The sequence below is a fragment of the Bacillus carboniphilus genome (genome assembly GCF_039522365.1).
In the GTDB taxonomy this organism is placed as follows: Bacteria; Bacillota; Bacilli; order Bacillales; family JC228; genus Bacillus_BF; species Bacillus_BF carboniphilus.
The window spans coordinates 77,767-96,444 of record NZ_BAAADJ010000021.1 but is presented as its reverse complement, the minus strand read 5'-3'; the positions used below and the strand labels follow the sequence as shown (position 1 = coordinate 96,444).

Sequence of the window (18,678 nt, the reverse complement as noted above, 5' to 3'; positions counted from 1 at the left end):
AAATTCGTCCCTACATTTTGTAGGGGCTTTTTTTTGTTTCCCCACGAACCAATTGGGGTAATATTTAAAAAAATACGGAAGGAGTCAAGACATGCGACAACGAGAACAATGGTCATCAAGACTAGGTTTTATTTTAGCTGCAGCTGGGTCTGCAATTGGATTGGGGGCCATTTGGAAGTTTCCTTATACGGCTGGACAAAATGGTGGAGGCGCTTTCTTCCTGATCTTTATTCTGTTCACACTCATTCTTGGACTTCCGTTACTTTTAGCTGAGTTTTCAATTGGACGAACCGCACAGGATAATGCTGTGAACAGTTATAAAAAAATAGCACCTGGAACGAAGTGGTACTGGCTCGGTATTACCGGTATGATTACATCTTTTATTTTACTTTCGTTTTACAGTGTCATCGGTGGATGGATTATTATCTACCTAATAAAGGCTTTAGCTGGTGATTTAAACGGCTTAACATCTGAGGAATATGGTAATGTATTTGGTGCCACCATCTCAGATCCAATCGTTAGTATTCTAGTACAATTCCTTTTCATTTTATTAACCATTATCGTAGTTGCAAAAGGGGTTCAAAAAGGAATTGAACGGGCAAGCGCCATTATGATGCCAGCCTTATTTATCCTCTTTATCGTTCTCGTTATACGTGCGGTAACACTTGAAGGATCTTTGGAAGGGATTCGCTTCCTCCTACAACCTGATTTTTCAAAGGTAACCTCAAAAACAATCTTAGAGGCAATGGGCCAGTCCTTTTTCACATTAAGTGTAGGGGTTTCTGTTATGGTCACCTATAGTTCTTATTTGCCAAAGAACCAAAGCTTACCAAGGTCAGCTATATCCATTGTAGGGATGAATATTTTTATCGTTCTCCTTGCAGGATTAGCTATCTTCCCTGCCGTGTTTTCATTCGACCTTGAACCAGGTGCAGGTCCTGTCTTACTTTTTAATGTACTACCAACTATTTTTAGTCAATTACCGTTCGGTATGTGGTTCTTTATTGCATTCTTACTGTTATTCTTATTTGCTGCCTTAACCTCTGCTTTTTCAATGCTAGAGATAATTGTTTCAGTCATTAGCAATGGAGCACCTACAAAACGAAGGCAGTGGGCATGGCTAACAGGAATTGCTATTTTCATTGCAGGGGTTCCATCCGCACTTTCTTATGGTGTTCTAAGTGATGTTACTCTGTTTAATAAAACCATCTTTGATCTTGCCGATTATTCAGTTAGTAATGTACTTCTACCACTAGGAGCTTTACTGATCAGTATATTTGTCCCATTAAAAATGAAAAAAACACAGCTATATGATGAATTAAAACAAGGGAGTGGATTTAAAAAAGGACTTTTTGAAACATGGTTCTTCCTTATTCGCTTTGTTGCACCAGTGTTGATTTTGGCAGTAATGTTTGATGTTTTAGGTGTTTGGTAATTAAAACAACAAAGGCTCTGGAGAATTACTTCTCCAAAGCCTTTTCTTTAATTAAAATATCTAACTGCACTCTCTAATGCTTTCTTATCTTTTGCTGAAAGTTTAACAGGTTTTATGGGTGAGATTGTGGTTAATTTCTTTGACTTTCTCACGGATAGAATTTGCAAATAAAATGCATGAGAGTTCCGGTCACCATCCAAATAGCCTTTAAGGATTTTAAGGTTTTTACTAGAACCTGTAATTTCTCCTTCATAATCCCACACAATTTTATTTTTGTATCTACCATCTATCTTTTCTTTTAGTGCAAATGCTTCCGAAACTGCATCCTCAGGAGTTGTAAAGAAAGAATTCGTTCTCTTTACCCCCTTCTGTTTCATTCCATCACCTAGTTTAGCTTGATAGAGCATCTTTTGGTCATCCCTTTCTGTGTTCAGCCTCACGCCTTCTGAGGTGAGAGATAACAACAGAAGACAGTGGGAATTCCCCTTTTCTTTATTATACCCCTTCTTTCCAGATGCTACCACCAATAAATAAACTTTCTCTATTATTTCAGGAGAATGAAGTGAAAACGGATTGGAGACTTTACTGAGTAGACATCTAATTTTGGAATTGGAATTATTCATATGGAGGTATTACAGGTGGAAAGAACAATAAACCAAAACTCCGAAGTATACCGTGACGATAAAATGAAGCATCCAAAGGGACTCTATCTGTTATTTATCACAGAAATGTGGGAGAGATATAGTTACTATGGGATGCGATCCATTTTGGTATTATATCTTACTGCCGAGCTAATTAGTGGTGGACTTGGTGTAGATAATGCATCTGCTCTACGGTTGTACGGTACTTACACTGGGTTGGTTTACTTTACCCCATTAATTGGCGGGTACTTAACAGACCGTTTTATTGGATTGCGTACGGCCATAACCATCGGAGGTATTACAATGGCATTAGGGGATTTCACGCTTTTTGCCGTCCAGGAAGTGTGGGGGCTATATCTAGGTCTACTACTTCTCATTATAGGAAATGGTTTCTTTAAACCTAACATTTCAACACTTGTTGGTGAACTTTATGATAAAAATGATCCACGAAAAGATTCTGCATTTACCATCTTTTATATGGGAATCAACTTAGGTGCGCTTATTTCACCACTAGTTGCTGGATTCATTTATGCTAATTTATTTTATTCGAATACTGGTGGAGTTGAGCAATTTGGGTTTAAGTATGCATTCCTTGCATCATCTATTGGTATGATCATTGGTCAACTTACTTTTAATCTGCTGTCAAAAAAATATTTAGGGACAATAGGAGAGAAACCAGCAGTTCAGAATTCAATATTAGACGATGAAAACAAAGCAAAACCATTATCTCGAAATGATAAACACCGAACAGCTGTTATTTTAATTCTAGCTTGTTTCACTATCTTCTTCTGGGCAGGGTTTGAACAGGCAGGTGCATCTTTTACCCTTTATACAAGAGATTTTATAGATCGAACCATCTTTGGCTACGAAGTTCCTGTTTCTTTCTTTCAATCATTAAATCCTTTATTTATTTTAATATTAGCTCCTGTTGTTTCTTTGTTTTGGCTCCGATTATCCAAAACAAAGCGTGGGGACTTAGCCATTCCTACTAAGATGGCATTAGGACTATTATTACTTGGAATAGGATTCCTTGTTCTTGTTCCGGCTGTTCTATATACAGGTAGTGATGAAGGAAATATCGTCGCTAGAGCAAGTATGCTCTTTATGGTAGTTACTTATCTCTGTCATACTCTAGGTGAGCTTGCACTTTCTCCAATAGGACTTTCATTGGTTAGTAAAATGGCTCCTGTTAAGATTGCATCACTACTCATGGGAGTGTGGTTCCTCAGTAATGCAGGTGCAAATTACTTAGCCGGTTATATTGCTTCGTTAACACAAGAATTTGGCTACTTAGAGATTTTTCTATATTTAGGTATAGCAGCTATTTTAGTGGGACTGATCTTACTTGCCATTTCAAAGCCGCTTCAAAAGCTCATGCATATTGATGAAATTGAAAATCCAACACGTTCATAAAAAAATAGACAGAGGCTACATGTAGCGCCTCTGTCTTATTTTTCCAAGACCTTTTTAAGTTGTTTAAATTGCTCATTTAGATAATCTGTATATTCAGCAATTTCTTCTTTATTTGATGTTTTGATGTAAAAAGGTTCTCCAAAGATAACCGTTGTCTTTTTACGTGAGAAGTATAGTTCTTTTAACGTATTTGGACCGTCATAATAAGCCGGTACAATAGGAGCTTTTGCTAAATTTGCAATCGTTACGGCTCCTCTTTTTAATGAAATGTCTTCGGCCGTCCTCGTTCCGTGCGGGAAAATTCCGACAACCTCTCCGGACTTTAACAATTTTATAGGAGTCTTTAAGCTACTAGGACCAGGATTATCCCGATTTACCGGAAAAGCATTCAGCCTTTTCAAAAAATAGCCAATAACTCGATTTTCGAATAGTTCCTTCTTAGCCATATAATGAATGGATTTCGGTAATGTTACCCCCAAAGCAATTATCTCTAGCCAACCATCATGGGTACAAGCAATAACGTATCCTTCCTTGCCTTTTACAAGATGTCTATTCTTTACTTCAACCTTCTTAAATCCATAAAATAAAACCCTTGCTAAACCCTTTGCAAAACGATACATAACCCTCACCTTATTCGGGTGGTATCAGTCTCCACCCTGCATTTGTCGCATTTCGTAGAATGATTTTATTATAAATTTATTACCCTAATTATTCTAGTTTAATAGTTCAAAAATATTATATTTTTGGAAATCAGTTAAAATGTGAACTGGTAAAGATTCATAGAGTTCGTCTTTATTTGCCCAATAAAACTCAGAATGCTCATTTGATAAGGTAATGGTATTTTCTTTACAACTACACCTAAAGGTTAGTAAAACTACTTGCCTAGTGGATGATGTATTAAATGTAGTAGCATACAGCAATTCTTCAACTTGAATATCTAGTCCTACTTCTTCTTTAGCCTCCCGTATGAGAGCTTCTTCTAAACTCTCACCAAATTCAAGCTTTCCACCGGGACACTCCCACGTATGGCCACCAACATGGGCATCTTGTGCACGCTTAATAATTAAAACTTTCCCATTATGTACAATGATTCCTTTTACACCAATGACGATCATATTTTCACTTATCAATATTAGGACACTTCCTTCAATTACTCATACTACATTTCTAATTCCAGACATTCTTTTTTAGAAATTCTACAGTTTCACAATGGTGTACAATTTCAACGAATTCTTCCTCTGTTACAAATTTAATCTCACCGATCTCTTCATCAATAGGAGATAAGTCTCCCCCATCTCCAACATACTCAGCGAAAAACATAGTGGTTTCCTGCTTATCAAACCCTATAATACTTTTCAGTTCAACAGGAAAATCGAAAACTATTTTCTCTTCAAACTTATCTTTCAATTCAAAGCTACTAGACCCAGTCTCTTCATGAAGTTCTCGAAGAACTGCCTCTTCTAGCGATTGATCCTGCTCTTTAACGCCACCTTTAGGAATATCCCATTCATCTATCTCAATCCCCTCACCATTCTGGGTATCGTTTATTTTCTTTTTATTTACCAGTAAATATCGATCTCCACACTGTACAACGGCTCCTACAGCAATACGTATCATTTTGTCACCTTCTCGTTAGGTATTGAACGATGCGTTGAATCTCCTTCAAACACTATTTGTGAACCATTATGGTCCACTTCAATAAGTGTAAGACTGGTATCGTGAATAAAAGGCGGGTCCCAAAGATTTTCGATACCAATCTGTTTATAATAGGCTAATAAACTCTTAATGACAATTGTATGAGTCACAACTAAAACATTACCGGAATGTTGTTCTCTCTGAATCCGTTCTATTGCTAGTAAGGCTCTTCTTTGAACATCAATAAAAGCTTCTCCACTTTCTGGGATATATAAGTGAGGTTTATTCCAAAATTTGTGAAATAACTCGGGATCTTCCTTTTTGATGTCTTCTTGAACTTGCCCTTCCCAGTCACCCATATTCATTTCTCGCAAATTTTCATCTGTAACAATTGGGATTTGGCGCCCTCTAATTATTAGATCAGCCGTATCGACAGTTCTTCTTAAAGGACTCGAGTAGACACCCTGAAACTCAACCTGATTAAGTCGGTTTCCTAACTCAATAGCATTTCGAATGCCTAAATCCGTTAAAGGCGAATCCTTCCACCCTTGCATTCTCTTTTGCGTATTCCATATAGTTTGGCCGTGTCTTGAAACAAATAATCGTAGCATAATAGACTCCTAGGTATCCTTTGCAGTTAAATATATTGTTTATTTTATCATCATTTCTATTAGAAGCTTAGTACAAATTTCCAATTCCATTTCTCTAACATACTTTGCTACAAGATCATTTATTTACGAAGAGGAGGTGGCATTATGTATTCATATTATTATAGGCAGAATGGTTGGGAACCCATTCTACAGTCTCTACGACAAAGTTTGTATGCAGAGGAAATGGTATGTGCCATGAGTAGTGAGCTTCTCCATATTCCTGAGACAAAGAATTTAAAAGGTAACAATGAAATGCACAGTCATCTTGTTCCTGCTTCCTACCATAGAGTCACAAGTGTCGGATCTGCCCAAAGACTTGTGAATGGAGAGAATAGAAAAAGTATTATAGATACTATGGTTGCATGTATAATAAACGCAGAGACTCAAGATAAGGGAGTTAGAGAAGGATTAAGTGTAATGGAAGCCAATGCTAATCAAGAGCTAAAATCGTATATTCGGTTGATTATTCGATGGCAAGAGCAAGCAGAAAGCTCTTTACAGGCAGCAAAACAGGCTGTTCAAGCCATGGGAATCTCTTTGCCGAGTCAAAGTGAAGCGCACGAAGGGTATGAATATTAAATAAAAGACAGGGATTCCCTGTCTTTTTCGTTTTACTCCGTTAATATTATCAATTTAAAGGTCAAGTTCCCAAGTCTCACCAACTAAATTATGTCCAAAGCTTCTATGCTTTTCTTCAGAAACAAGTTTGAAACCCGTTTTCTTATAAATATGACGTGCTTCAACTAAGTTGCTATTCGTCCATAATACTAATTTTTTATATCCAGCTTTTCTGGAAAAATCAATACACTCTTGTACGAGTTTAGTTCCAAGTCCAAATCCACGAGCCTTCGGATCAACAAAAAGGAGCCGTAATTTCGCTATGGTTTCACTCCCCTTTACAACCAAAACAGAACCGACTACTTCCCCATTCATCTCTGCAACCCAACATTTTTCTAATGCTGGTTGAAAGTTTCGTATAAAATCTGCAGTAATTTGTGCGACTAGCGCTTCAAATTCCTCATCCCATCCATATTCTTTGTCGTACAAATAACCGTGCTTATGAACGATCATCCCCATATCCCCTGGTTTATGAGGCCTAATCATTACTTCGTCCTTTTCACTTACGATACTAGAATGAGATAAAATTTTTTCAATCTCCTCCATAGACTCCACTAATCTTTCTTGTTCATGGTAGGGTATTACATTTAGTTTGGAATACACTTCATCGTGGGAGCGTGCATTTAAAATCTTATACTCCTCCATCCCCTTTTCAGATAAACGGAGGTAGCGTTGTCTACCATCAGATTCGGATTGTATTTTATGTAAAATCCCCATTTTCTCAAGCTTAGAAATTATCCTACTTACATAACCCGCATCCAATCCTAATAATGTAGTTAATCCAGAAATGGTCATGTTATTTCCATTTGCAAGCTCAAATAAAATACGTGATTCAGTTAAGGAATAGGAACTCTGTAAAAGACCCTCTTCTAAAACACCGATATACCGAGTAATAAACCGGTTGAAGTGTCTAACTTTATTAACATGATGATGTGTCAAAATCGCCATCCAAACTCCCTCCTCATTTATTTGCTTAAAGCAACTATCTCACAAATGGTTAAGTATAACAATAAGGAGAAAGTATGGCTAGGTAAAAAATAGTAGTTGTTTTTACTTACTATCAGTGATATATTAGTTGAGCGATGAGCTGAATTGTGTAAGTCGATGGACACATCCGTCATGGAGAAATGTGCGATGTGGCGCACAGTCTATCGCCTCAATATACGCAAAAAAGACGCCTTATTAGGCGTCTTTTTTTTATGTCTAAAATCACTTTTTAATGAAACTTTAACAAACATGGTCCAAACTATACGCAGATGAGGAGTGATTTTATGAATGAGATCGGTCTTTTATTTGCCTTTTTTGGTGGTTTGCTGTCATTTTTCTCCCCCTGTGTTTTCCCTTTACTACCTGCCTATGTTACACATTTAACAGGAGGAAAAATTGAAGACTCCAAATTACAGGTTAATCGACAAACATTATATTTGCGATCTTTAGGATTTATTATAGGTTTCAGTATCATTTTCATTGCACTCGGCGCTTCCGCTAGTTTTCTAGGACAGCTTCTAATGAATTATCGAGTACTAATTATGCAAATAGCTGGATTTCTCATTATTCTATTTGGGTTACAAATGGCAGGTCTTTTAAAGATTAAATTTTTAATGAAAGAAAAACGATTTCATACCGAACAGAAATCGAAAAACATTTTCAGTTCGGTCGTACTTGGTATGGCCTTTGCCACAGGTTGGTCACCATGTGTTGGACTAGCTCTGTCGTCGATTCTTCTTTTGGCAAGCCAATCGGATACACTCACATATGGCATATTCTTACTAAGTATTTATTCATTGGGTATGGCTATTCCATTTATCATCATTTCAATTGTGATATCCTACTCTTTAAAGGCACTGCGAAAAATCAACAAATATTTATCTAAACTTGCCTTTGTTAATGGAATTATTATGATTTTACTTGGCTTCCTTGTACTGAGTGGCCAAATGCAAAAAATAAGTGCTTGGCTGTCAGCATTTAGCTTATTTGAAATATAGAAAAAAGGTGAGATTTTTGAATTATTCCAACCTTATAGGGAAATCAGTTTTAGTGGTGGAAGATGATCCTAAAATCCGAAATCTTGTTAAGATTTATTTAACTAAAGAAGGATATGAAGTCATTGAAGCAGAGGATGGTGCTGAGGCGAAAGAAAGAATCCTACAGTATGATCCTTGTATTCTGATTTTAGACTTGATGCTTCCTAAATTTAGTGGTGAAGAGGTTTGTCGCTGGGTTCGAGAGGATTTAAACAGTGTGATGCCCATTATCATGCTCACGGCGAAGGCTTCGGAAAAGCATAAAATTCAAGGCTTTAAACTCGGAGCCGATGATTACGTAGTAAAACCGTTTAGTCCTGCCGAATTGATGGTCAGAATTGAGGCTGTTCTAAGAAGGACGGCTAGTCGTTGTGGCAAGCTAACTTTCCATGGGTTCATGATTAAACCCGCTAAAGGTGTGGCGACGATTAACGGGAAGAAATTAGAGCTTACTCATTTTGAGTTCAAGCTCCTCCATACATTCATGCAACACCCCAACCAAGTTTTATCAAGAGATCAAATACTAAATTTAATATATGAAAATAACGAAAAAGCGGTATCTGACCGAACGATTGATGTGCATATTAAGCACTTACGAGAAAAGATTAGAGAAATGACACCAAATGAATATATCCATACGGTTAGAGGAATGGGGTATAAATTTGAGGTTCTTTCATAAACTGCCGAATCTCCTTTCGAAATTCGTTATTTTAAATGGATTCGTTATTTTCGTAGTTATATTACTTGCAGGCTTGTCTGTTAAAGATTACGCCTGCTTTTTGGTAAATACAGAACAAGTAACGGGACAAGAGCTTGTACAAACCCTGAATCAATTTCTGTGGACAATTAGCATTTTCACCTTTTTAATTGTTGGCTTTTTTCATTTTATAACAGTAAAAAAAATACTCCGTCCTATTCAGGATTTATCATTAGCCACCCAATTGATAAAAGAAGGAAAAAAGCCAATTAGAGTGGAAAAACAAGGGTCTGGCGAGCTTAAGGAACTAACTGAAAGCTTTTATGCTATGTCTGACACTCTCTTTTCGGTTCAAGAGCAAAGAGATGAAATGTTAAAAGACATAGCCCATGAATTAAGGACACCTCTTACCAATATTAACGGTTATTTGGAGGCACTGGAGAGTGGTGTAATCGAAGGGAAGCCAGAGCTATTTGGGTCTTTGTTAGAAGAGTCGAGAAGAATCACAAGAATTGTTGAACTTATTACGGAAATGAACACATGGAGTAATAACTTCTACCAAACGGAAAGAAACTTTGAAGATTTATCAATTCATAAAGTACTGAGCGATTCCCTAACCAGCTTTCAATTAAAGTTAGAAAAAGAGTTTTCCAATATAAGTCTAGAAATCAAAGATGGCACTATTCTGGGCAACAAAGATGGTTTAATGCAAGTTTTCTCAAATATTCTACAGAACATTTTAGACTATAATATTGGCGAATCATTAACTATTCAAACAGAAATTCTAGACCGAAGCTATCGAATCCACTTCCAACACAAAGGACAACATATTGATTCTCAGAAAAAAGAGTTAATTTTTGAAAGGTTTAACAGATTGGAAGAATCAAGAACCACCAGATCAAGTGGAGCTGGCCTTGGGTTAGCCATTTCTAAAAGTATAGTACAAGCTCATAATGGTGAAATTGGATTAGATACAAACGGAACTGATCACACATTTTGGATTGAATTACCCTTAATACTTTAGTCTTAATCATTCCTTAACAATCAACCCTCAGACTTATCTAAAAAAGGAGTGACTAACTTGAAATTCACGGTTGAAAATGAACATATCCAAGGAACATTAGGTTTTGATGAAATTCATATTTCACCTGACGAAAAACACGGATATCGTCCTTTCGAATTATTTATTTCATCTCTGATTGGCTGCAGTGGTACGTTGTTAAAAAACATTTTAATCAAAAAAAGATATCCTTTTACTAGTATTGAAATGAAACCAACTGCCAGGCGAAACCCAGAACAAGCAAACCGAATCGAACAAATAACGATCATTGCCTCCATTCAAACAGGCCAAGAAATCACATCTGACCAAGCTGAAAAATTAGCACAATTAGTAGTAAAAAACTGCGGTATGATTCAATCCGTTATTTCGACCATTGATGTTGATTTTCAAATTGAGTCGGTTCCAGAGAAGCGGTGAAAAATGTGGACTATATAGCTTTTGGTAATTTGACAATTCCCAGCACCTGGATATCAACAGTAATCGCACTGATTGTAACAGCTGCCATTAGTCGGTTCATACTTAGAAGAAAAACAGAAGATTGGTATTGGAATGGTTTTTTAGTATTCTTCCTTGTTTGGAAGCTAAGCTATATTGTATTTCACTTCGAAATATTTATCCGAACACCCCTATCTGTCGTTTATTTTAATGGAGGTTTAAAGGGACATATATTGGCATTACTCTCCCTTTCGATTTATTTTGTTTTTTTAGCAAAAAAGAACTTTCCGTCTATTAGTAAAGACGCAATCCATTTATTTATTTTGTTTTTTATTTCATATGAGCTTCTTCATAGTGTTATATTAGATCAATTTGGTGAGGCAAGCTTACATGGGTTTATTTTAATCAGCTTTATAGTGGTTTACACTTCACTAAATAAGCGAATGAAGCTCTCTCCTGCACAAATAATACTTATTTTTTCACTTTTAGAGTTTTTAGCTATTAGCCTATTTAGAATCATTTTCACAATTGAAGGTTTGACATTTGTTTGGGTTGGAATCACCGTGCTCATTCTAACCTATTTTGATAGGAGGAACTAAACCATGGTCAAAAATGTTGTATCGGGAGTCATTCTCCTACTTGCAGCAGCTGTTTTCATTGTAAACGTATGGAATCCTGGGAGTGGTGATGATTTAGAAGGTGAAACAGTAAATGGCGTTCAACAGGAAGATACAGAAAATATTCCTGGAGCTAATCTTGCCGCTGTGAAAGAAGGAAGCCCTGCTCCAGATTTCAAACTCCCTACTATAGAAGGAGAAGCCATGAGGCTATCTGATTATCGAGGGAAAAAGGTCATATTAAACTTCTGGGCTACTTGGTGCCCACCTTGTAAAGCAGAAATGCCCCACATGCAAAATTTCTATGAAAAAAACAAGGACAAGGGAGTAGAGATCGTAGCTGTTAACTTAACGAACTTGGATAAAGGTGAAGAAAGAATAAAACAATTTATCGAAGATTATGGACTAACATTTACTGTACCTCTTGATGTTGAAGGGAATATCGGAATAGAATTCCAAGCTTTCACGATTCCTACTAGCTACATCATAGATACAAATGGTGTCATCCAAAAGAAAATAATAGGACCAATGGATGAAGAAATGATGAATAACTTAATTAAAAATGTTGACTAAAAAAAGAAGGAGGCCCCATATAGGAGCCTCTTTCCTTATAGTGATATCCCATTGGTTTGTGCATTCTTAAGTCTCAACAAGTGTTTTCCAGCTAAAAGAACAATGACTATGGTGACGGTTATCAACGTCCCATGAAGAATCCATACCATTTGTGGCATGTCCATAACTTTGAGTAGAGTAGGAGCAATAATAAATCCGACAGCAAAGCCCAATGATTTTAATAGCATTCCGACCCCAAAGATTCTTCCTCGAATATGATTATCTGTCTTCTGCAGAATGGTGGCATGTAAAGTGGTAAAGCTTGCATCAAATACACCCGTAAACGCTGCAAAAGCAAATATGATCCAAAGGTTTGAACTTGATAAAAATACAATAAATCCAGTCGACATTAACATGGCTGATATGAAGCATGCAAAGTATACTTTGTCACCCTTTAACCATGTTAGCTTAGGTAAAGTAAAGGTAGCAATGATAGACCCCATTCCCCATACAGCCCAAATCATCCCATAATAAAAGCTTTGACTTTCAAAACTTATAGATTCCGCTAATAAAGGGATACCTAAATTGTGAGAGCTCCCAGCAAAGGAACCCATTAAAAATACAACGTTAACAAATAGAATCATGGGTGCTAGTAAAAGATAGGCATGAACTTCCTTTATGTCAGTCCAAATCGATTGTACTTTCTGTAATACTGTATTGTTAACCTCTACTTTTTTCGATACATCAGTGTCCCATCTTATTTTCAATAACACTAATGCTGAAAGGATATAAGAAGCGGCATCAATAGTTAATGTTATCTTGTAACCTAGAAACTCTGTAATAAGACCCGCACCTAGAAATCCGGCAACAAGACTGACCGAAGTTAACCTCGAAATTAAACTATTCGTTTCTAATATTTTGGTCTCTCCAAAGATTTTTGGTACCTCAGCACTAAAGCTCACCATAAAGCTACTGCTAATTAAACCAATTAAGAAAGAAACGACGATAATCATGACTGGATTGGGAAATGGGATGAGCAATAAAATAATAAGAGCCCGAACAATGTCACTTATAATCATGATTTTGCGTCGATCATATCGATCAGCCAAAACTCCTGAAAAAAGACTTGAAATAACCCCACCAATTGTTCTTGCTGCCATAGTTGCTGCTAACCAAGCGGTGCTTCCAGTAGCAGCATATACGACAACATTAAGGACAATCGTGTCCATAAACATACCAAAATCAGAAAAAGCCTTCATATAAAGTAAAATTTTACGGTTCATGCTGTTCTCCATCTATATTGTTTTTTATATTTTAATCTGAAACTAGATGTTTCGCAATACGAAATTTCAGCAAATGAATAATATAGGTTTTTCAACTCATACTACAAATGGAAATGAACAGAATGGAGATGATAGTAAATGGGTAGAACAAAACGTGGAAATGGCAAATGCTCAACGTAATAACAATGCAAAAAAAGATCAAGAATTGAGCTCAGAACTAGTAAAAGTAGCACCTAATACAAACGTTCCTGGTAATAATAAAAGAAAGTCTGATTAGTAAAAAAAGGTTTAGGATTGCTACCTCCTAAACCTTTTCTTCATTATTCATTGCTTTTTTGCATTTATTTTTTGGGCACCCAACTTGTTACAATAAAACTACAAAAGAAAGCTGTAACAGTAACACTCATTCCGAAAAAGAGACCGACTGCTGCCATAAACATATCATCACCTGGAAACATCGGCTCCAAAGTTAAGTATCGATACAAAAAATACAAAGTTACCAAGCAATAAAAACTGCTTCCAATTAAACCGCTTAAAAGTCTTCCTGTCCTTATCCTTGGACCAAGGTCTCGTATAATTCCCCAAATATAGAAACTTGCCAAAACGGCTATGACCATTATGATGATATGTAAGTAGGGAACGGTTAGATAAACAGTAACAAAAAATAAAACAACCCCAGTTATCGTAAAAAGAATTGCGTTTATTAAAAAGTGGAGTAATCCACAAATCCAAGTACTCTGTAACCATCCTCTATTTTTTACTTTTTCTACAAATCTTGGATACCTTTTTCTCGACTTAAATAACGAGTCTTTACGATATAGTAGAAATAAGACTCCACATAAACCAAATGATAAAAGTAAAGTCATTCTTCAACTCTCCTTAACTTACCTTATATACCCATTGTGGAACAGATTATTTTCCAACTATATCCTATATTCCTGATGCTCTCAACAAAAACATTCACTCTATACGTTTGTAAAGAGTGAATGTTTCAGTTGCTAGTGGATTAACGCTTGTATTCCGTGATAACCAAAGTAAACCCCAAACCCAATTAAGGAAAGCCCAGATAACTGGGATATAACCATTAGGCTTCTATTTGTAAGAAACCTTCGAAAACTACTTGTTAAGCCAGCGACAAAGATGTCCCATAGAGTTAGACCTAAAAAAATCATAGAACTGTAAATTAACAGTTCGCTTGTCCCGTATGAAACAGCAGTCTTAGCTAGAACGGATCCATATATCCCCAGCCAAAATAAAATGGATAAGGGACTTGAAATGGACATGATAAATCCTGAAAAAAAACATTTAAATAACGATTCCTTCTCGCGACTATCATTCAACGTTAATTTTTGTGCACCTACTATACTTTCGACTCCACTGTAAATGAGGACAAAAGCTCCAAATAACCACAGAAATGTTTGCACCGGAGTGGCATCTATAAAGTGCACAACACCTAAGTAGACTAGTAGCATGAAAATAGCATCTGCAATCATCGATCCTACTCCCACAATCCATGCATGCCAAAAACCGTTCTTGATTCCTTTATCTAATCGAACAGAATTTACTGGACCAATCGGTGCAGCTAGAGTTAGCCCTAAAAAAATATAACTAATAAAGACAGTAATACTCATTCATCCACCCCAGACCTCTTATGTAAGAATTAGCTTGTACATTCTATGCACCTCCGCCTTTATATAAGACAAGATTTTATGAATATTGTTTCCTAGAGCGGAGTAAAGGTAACTGTTTTATCGTCATTTGTTAACAATAGTTTTATTATGTCGACTAACAAAGTAAATAAAAGACAGGACCAATTTTACCAAGTCCTGTCAGTTTTTATTGAAATCCATTAGATGTTAATCCAAAAACGCTTAATGACATTTCCGTCTTCCTCGACATAGTCGATGTCAGGTACTCCACCGTTGTTCAATATAGTTTTAGCAGAAGCAATATTATCTTCGTCACAAACCACTAGAACCTTCTTTACGCCAAGCTCTTCTATTTTTTCCAAAGCTAGAGACAGTAGTTTGGTAGCAAACCCTTTCCTTCTTTCTGAAGGTCGAATCCCATATCCAATATGACCACCACTGTTTTTTAGGGCTTCGGTTAACCCATGCCTTATATTGACAGCCCCCAATATTTTACGTGAATCATTTACTAACCAATACGTAGAATCAGGTACCCATCCTTCTGGGAGATTCTCACCTTTTTCCTGTGCTAATAAATCTTTTACCATTCCTAGGAAGTCCGTTGGATCTTTACTTATTACCCAAGGAACCATCGTTTCCCCGCTTTCTTTCCATTCCTTGTAAAAAGAAAGATATTCCTCTCTTAAATCAACATTTGGTTTTACTAAAACAACATTCTCCCCCACATCAAAAACCCCTCATTTGTAAATTATATAGATTTTACCAGAAGAATTTGGTAACCGCTAGACTTCTTTTGCAACCTGAAGGGAAAGGAACTTCAATCTATTTTGATAGTACTCACTTTTCATCTGATTTTTCAGAACTTGCTCAAACAAAATGGTTAACATTAGAGCTGTATCTAACCTATAAAGATTCTGTACAATCATCGGTGTTTCATTTAGCAAAGAATAATCTGTATATCCTTTCATGAATTCCTTGAAATCTAATTCCATTGACTCCTCAACTCTCATTAACTCGAGAACTGGGTCTCCTTTTAAAGCATTATCCCAGTCAAGTATAGCCCCTATTTCTCCCTTTTTACTGATTAAGTTGGGAGGCCGTACATCTAAATGGAGTAATGACTCCTTGTTATTTGTAGGTATAGCTAAAATCTGTTCTATTTCGTTGCGGTTTGGAATACATGAGCTAATGTCGATAATTGGTTTTACGAACTTCACTCTCTCTGCAATTCTGTTGGCCATGTAATCGTATATAGTTCTTTCCCCTTGGTTTCTAATAAATAATGGTTCTACCGGAATACGATGAATTTTCTGAACCATTTCTCCAATCGATTTGTGAGAAATTTTTGTAGGGTCCCCCTCAATAAAATCCACGATGATAAAGTCTAATTCATCACTGAGAAACGTATGATGAACTTTTGGAACAGGAATATTAAACCTTGAACAGTAATTGGTGATGTCTGCTTCTTTCAATAACAGAGAGCGATCTCGCTCCCTATTTGGGAACTGTTGTCGATCTTCAGGATATGGGACGCGAACGGCAAAGCGGCCCATATCTTGTTCCTCCACCATTAGGACAATATTTTGTACGCCCCTCCCATGAATTTTTATTTCACAAACATTCCATCCAAACTCCTTGATTATGACTGCTTTTACTTTTTCTTGTAGAATGACTTCTTCATTCGCCAACATAATTCTCCCTTTTCGTGGCAACCCAAATGGTCCACCTGTCTTTTTCTGTTATTTTGGATCCACTTCTAAACTTAAGTTTTTCTTCAATAAATTTTATCAATTCATTAAGCTCATTGTCACTTAGTTCATGTAAGATAGATCTTCCAGTTCTCTTTAATAAATCCATCTCAAGTTGCTTAAAGGTCGTATATTCCTTACGAGTTTCCCAGAATTTATTTTCTGTAATAACCACGAATCCTGCTTCTTTAAGCTCTGCCATCACTAGAGGGCTTTCATGCCTTCTATTTATTTCTTTTTGAATGAGCTTAGGAAACTTTTCAAAAAAATAGCCCCTAATATGCTCATTAGTACCGTCTAGTAGGCAATCATCTGGCGTTCTATCCTGTATAATAAACACTCCATTTGGTTTTAGGACTCTAAAGGCTTCATTAAAATTGGACCTTAATTCATCAAGATGATGAATGACAGCCCGTTCTAAAATAATGTCATATTCCAAAGGTTTCATTTCCGTACGTTCAGCTCTTCCAGTCCTGAAAGTTATGTTCCTATAATCTTTACAATTTTGCTTTGCTACAGATAACATCTTCTGTGAAAAATCAATTCCGGTAACGCTTACAGCACCTAGTTCAGCTAGCGCCTTTGAATAGATTCCCCCTCCACAGCCAATATCGAGTATTTTCTTGCCCTTTACATCCAAAATACTTTCTAATTGTCTTTTCCATTGACTATCAGCCGATCTAGTTGCATAAGAGTGGCTGTTCTTTTGGTCATGAAAATCCATCCCCATAGTATCCCTTCTTTCTTTTGTTACTTTTAGTTTATTTCAATATTCTTATAAGTAAATTATCTATATTTTATATTTTTCCATAACAATTACTTATCATCGAGAGGTTGGTATCCAATACTAAGAAATAACTCATACTACATCTATAGTAGCGAAAAAGGAGGAGAATAAATGTCTAATCAAAACATTCAGGCTACAAAAACTTTTTGTAACAGTGAGTATGATGTACTTAAACGCGTAATTCTGTGTGAACCTAAATACATGAGAATTCGCCAAGTCATAAATGATACACAGAAACAATTTGAAAATGAAGGAATACATATAGAGAAAGCGATGAGGCAGCATCAAGATTTTGTCGCTACACTGAAGAGCCAAGGGATTGATGTTGTCCTATTACCACCCGATGAAAAATTTCCTGAACAGGTTTTTACAAGAGACATTGGCTTTACGCTCGGTCAAACGACCTTTGTTGCAGAGATGGCTCACGATGTCCGTAAAGGTGAAGAACAAAGTCTTAAGAAATGGTTAGAAGACGAAGAAATATCATACTATAACCTTGTAGGTGACCACATAGAGGGCGGGGACGTTATTATAGATAGAAATACGATCTATATTGGCCTTAGTAACCGGACGAATATTGAATCTATTCAGCATTTACAAAGTCTTATTTCTGACTATGAAGTAGTAGCCGTCCCGTTCACTGAAAAATATCTCCATTTAGATTGTGTTTTTAATATCATATCACCAAATGAAGCTTTATTTTTCCCAGGAGCTTTCACAAAGAAAGAAATCGATCTTTTATCATCTAGATACAATTTAATTGAAGTAACGGAAAAAGAACAATTCCGTTTAGGGACAAATATACTATCTATCGGAAACAAGAAAATCATTAGCCTACCGGTCAATAAATTAGTAAATATGGAGCTTCGAAATAGAGGCTTTGAAATTATTGAGGTGGATATTACGGAGATTATCAAATCAGGTGGCTCCTTTAGATGCTGCTCCATGCCGTTATTAAGGGAAAACTCCAGCGTGTAATAGCGCTGGAGTTTAATGTCTAAAAGGCATTCACTTTTTTTCGGGTAAATCCTAAGTATCGAGTTCCTTGAAATTGTAGATCACCTGTATCACCCTCAGCGAGTTGTCCAAACTCTTGTCCATTAACTTGGAGTTCCATTCTGTCTCCGCTTTCTACTTCAAACGTCACAAAATAAATACTTCTGGCTCTTGTTTCGCCACCGCCTCTAACACTGGTCCTTTTTGAAATGACCTTTGCATCAACAGTAAGAACAGGTTGCCGATTATTATGACTCCACTGGGCAATGCCTTTGATAATGGTGAATATTATGATTCCGAACACGAGTATGAAAAAAAGTGGAAAAATTGAGCTCATAAAGCTAAACATGTCAAACCCTTGATTCATATCTGGCATTCTATTTCCTCCCCCTATTCCAAATCTCTATTTATTTATACGATAGGAAGAGTGATTAGTTT

24 protein-coding genes and 1 other annotated feature (1 of these 25 only partly in view) are annotated in these 18,678 nt (G+C 36.4%); of the genes, 11 read left to right on the top strand and 13 right to left on the bottom strand.

The features are described 5' to 3' along the window. Positions 1-15: a binding site (T-box leader), on the top strand (it extends 189 nt beyond the left edge of the window). Between the two features lie 76 nt (positions 16-91). Beyond that, positions 92-1,435: a sodium-dependent transporter gene (locus ABDZ91_RS10495; RefSeq protein ID WP_343798744.1), complete on the top strand. Its 1,344-nt coding sequence runs from the start codon at positions 92-94 to the stop codon at positions 1,433-1,435. Positions 1,436-1,482: 47 nt separating this feature from the next. On the opposite strand, the gene ABDZ91_RS10490 is transcribed toward ABDZ91_RS10495, so the two are convergent. Continuing rightward, entirely contained in the window at positions 1,483-1,842 is a 360-nt protein-coding gene (locus ABDZ91_RS10490; protein WP_343798743.1) for a hypothetical protein, read from the bottom strand. 231 nt (positions 1,843-2,073) lie between these two features. Between ABDZ91_RS10490 and ABDZ91_RS10485 the strand changes: the two genes are divergently transcribed. Beyond that, positions 2,074-3,489, top strand: a complete 1,416-nt coding sequence (locus ABDZ91_RS10485) for a peptide MFS transporter (RefSeq protein WP_425541822.1) — start codon at positions 2,074-2,076, stop codon at positions 3,487-3,489. Positions 3,490-3,524: 35 nt separating this feature from the next. Here the strand turns inward: ABDZ91_RS10485 and ABDZ91_RS10480 are convergent, their stop codons facing one another. From ABDZ91_RS10480 to ABDZ91_RS10465, 4 genes are all read right to left on the bottom strand, one after another. Continuing rightward, positions 3,525-4,109: a lysophospholipid acyltransferase family protein gene (locus tag ABDZ91_RS10480; RefSeq protein ID WP_343798740.1), complete on the bottom strand. Its 585-nt coding sequence runs from the start codon at positions 4,107-4,109 to the stop codon at positions 3,525-3,527. A 93-nt stretch (positions 4,110-4,202) separates the two neighbouring features. Beyond that, positions 4,203-4,619: an NUDIX hydrolase gene (locus tag ABDZ91_RS10475; RefSeq protein WP_343798739.1), complete on the bottom strand. Its 417-nt coding sequence runs from the start codon at positions 4,617-4,619 to the stop codon at positions 4,203-4,205. Positions 4,620-4,656: 37 nt separating this feature from the next. After that, positions 4,657-5,106, bottom strand: a complete 450-nt coding sequence (locus tag ABDZ91_RS10470) for an NUDIX hydrolase (RefSeq protein ID WP_343798738.1) — start codon at positions 5,104-5,106, stop codon at positions 4,657-4,659. After that, positions 5,103-5,735, bottom strand: coding sequence for a histidine phosphatase family protein (locus ABDZ91_RS10465; protein WP_343798737.1), 633 nt, complete (start codon positions 5,733-5,735; stop codon positions 5,103-5,105). Before ABDZ91_RS10465 ends, ABDZ91_RS10470 begins: the two co-directional genes overlap by 4 nt. A gap of 144 nt (positions 5,736-5,879) precedes the next feature. Here ABDZ91_RS10465 and ABDZ91_RS10460 point away from each other — a divergent pair, with 144 nt between their 5' ends. Next, positions 5,880-6,353 carry a hypothetical protein gene (locus ABDZ91_RS10460; protein WP_343798736.1) on the top strand — a complete coding sequence of 158 codons (474 nt, stop codon included), beginning with the start codon at positions 5,880-5,882 and terminating at the stop codon, positions 6,351-6,353. 54 nt (positions 6,354-6,407) lie between these two features. Here the strand turns inward: ABDZ91_RS10460 and ABDZ91_RS10455 are convergent, their stop codons facing one another. After that, complete coding sequence (locus ABDZ91_RS10455; RefSeq protein WP_343798735.1) at positions 6,408-7,340, bottom strand: bifunctional helix-turn-helix transcriptional regulator/GNAT family N-acetyltransferase; 933 nt, start codon at positions 7,338-7,340, stop codon at positions 6,408-6,410. A gap of 323 nt (positions 7,341-7,663) precedes the next feature. Between ABDZ91_RS10455 and ABDZ91_RS10450 the strand changes: the two genes are divergently transcribed. The 6 genes from ABDZ91_RS10450 to ABDZ91_RS10425 are packed head-to-tail and all read left to right on the top strand — an operon-like array spanning position 7,664 to position 11,798. After that, the gene (locus ABDZ91_RS10450) at positions 7,664-8,377 is read left to right on the top strand and encodes a cytochrome c biogenesis CcdA family protein (RefSeq protein ID WP_343798734.1); all 714 of its coding nucleotides are present in this window, start codon (positions 7,664-7,666) and stop codon (positions 8,375-8,377) included. A gap of 16 nt (positions 8,378-8,393) precedes the next feature. Next, positions 8,394-9,095, top strand: a complete 702-nt coding sequence (locus tag ABDZ91_RS10445; protein WP_343798733.1) for a response regulator transcription factor — start codon at positions 8,394-8,396, stop codon at positions 9,093-9,095. Further along, positions 9,079-10,137, top strand: coding sequence for a HAMP domain-containing sensor histidine kinase (locus ABDZ91_RS10440; protein WP_343798732.1), 1,059 nt, complete (start codon positions 9,079-9,081; stop codon positions 10,135-10,137). Before ABDZ91_RS10445 ends, ABDZ91_RS10440 begins: the two co-directional genes overlap by 17 nt. A gap of 57 nt (positions 10,138-10,194) precedes the next feature. Further along, entirely contained in the window at positions 10,195-10,590 is a 396-nt protein-coding gene (locus ABDZ91_RS10435) for an OsmC family protein (protein ID WP_343798731.1), read from the top strand. Between the two features lie 5 nt (positions 10,591-10,595). Further along, entirely contained in the window at positions 10,596-11,207 is a 612-nt protein-coding gene (locus tag ABDZ91_RS10430) for a hypothetical protein (RefSeq protein WP_343798730.1), read from the top strand. A 3-nt stretch (positions 11,208-11,210) separates the two neighbouring features. Further along, entirely contained in the window at positions 11,211-11,798 is a 588-nt protein-coding gene (locus ABDZ91_RS10425) for a peroxiredoxin family protein (RefSeq protein WP_343798729.1), read from the top strand. A gap of 35 nt (positions 11,799-11,833) precedes the next feature. Here ABDZ91_RS10425 and ABDZ91_RS10420 read toward each other — a convergent pair whose 3' ends face one another. Continuing rightward, complete coding sequence (locus ABDZ91_RS10420) at positions 11,834-13,060, bottom strand: MFS transporter (RefSeq protein ID WP_343798728.1); 1,227 nt, start codon at positions 13,058-13,060, stop codon at positions 11,834-11,836. 73 nt (positions 13,061-13,133) lie between these two features. On the opposite strand from ABDZ91_RS10420, the gene ABDZ91_RS10415 reads away from it, so the two are divergent. Further along, on the top strand, positions 13,134-13,337 hold the full coding sequence (locus ABDZ91_RS10415) for a hypothetical protein (RefSeq protein WP_343798727.1): 204 nt from the start codon (positions 13,134-13,136) through the stop codon (positions 13,335-13,337). Between the two features lie 64 nt (positions 13,338-13,401). On the opposite strand, the gene ABDZ91_RS10410 is transcribed toward ABDZ91_RS10415, so the two are convergent. From ABDZ91_RS10410 to ABDZ91_RS10390, 5 genes are all read right to left on the bottom strand, one after another. Next, positions 13,402-13,926, bottom strand: a complete 525-nt coding sequence (locus tag ABDZ91_RS10410; protein WP_343798726.1) for a hypothetical protein — start codon at positions 13,924-13,926, stop codon at positions 13,402-13,404. Positions 13,927-14,058: 132 nt separating this feature from the next. After that, positions 14,059-14,691 carry a LysE family transporter gene (locus ABDZ91_RS10405; protein WP_343798724.1) on the bottom strand — a complete coding sequence of 211 codons (633 nt, stop codon included), beginning with the start codon at positions 14,689-14,691 and terminating at the stop codon, positions 14,059-14,061. A gap of 218 nt (positions 14,692-14,909) precedes the next feature. Further along, the gene (locus ABDZ91_RS10400) at positions 14,910-15,434 is read right to left on the bottom strand and encodes a GNAT family N-acetyltransferase (RefSeq protein ID WP_343798723.1); all 525 of its coding nucleotides are present in this window, start codon (positions 15,432-15,434) and stop codon (positions 14,910-14,912) included. 57 nt (positions 15,435-15,491) lie between these two features. Continuing rightward, entirely contained in the window at positions 15,492-16,421 is a 930-nt protein-coding gene (locus tag ABDZ91_RS10395) for a phosphotransferase (RefSeq protein WP_343798722.1), read from the bottom strand. Beyond that, the gene (locus tag ABDZ91_RS10390) at positions 16,387-17,187 is read right to left on the bottom strand and encodes a methyltransferase domain-containing protein (protein ID WP_343798721.1); all 801 of its coding nucleotides are present in this window, start codon (positions 17,185-17,187) and stop codon (positions 16,387-16,389) included. Before ABDZ91_RS10390 ends, ABDZ91_RS10395 begins: the two co-directional genes overlap by 35 nt. Before the next feature lie 168 nt (positions 17,188-17,355). Between ABDZ91_RS10390 and ABDZ91_RS10385 the strand changes: the two genes are divergently transcribed. Next, positions 17,356-18,222, top strand: coding sequence for a dimethylarginine dimethylaminohydrolase family protein (locus ABDZ91_RS10385; RefSeq protein WP_343798720.1), 867 nt, complete (start codon positions 17,356-17,358; stop codon positions 18,220-18,222). A gap of 19 nt (positions 18,223-18,241) precedes the next feature. On the opposite strand, the gene ABDZ91_RS10380 is transcribed toward ABDZ91_RS10385, so the two are convergent. Then, positions 18,242-18,607, bottom strand: coding sequence for a DUF2500 domain-containing protein (locus ABDZ91_RS10380; RefSeq protein ID WP_343799015.1), 366 nt, complete (start codon positions 18,605-18,607; stop codon positions 18,242-18,244). Between the last annotated feature and the right edge of the window lie 71 nt (positions 18,608-18,678).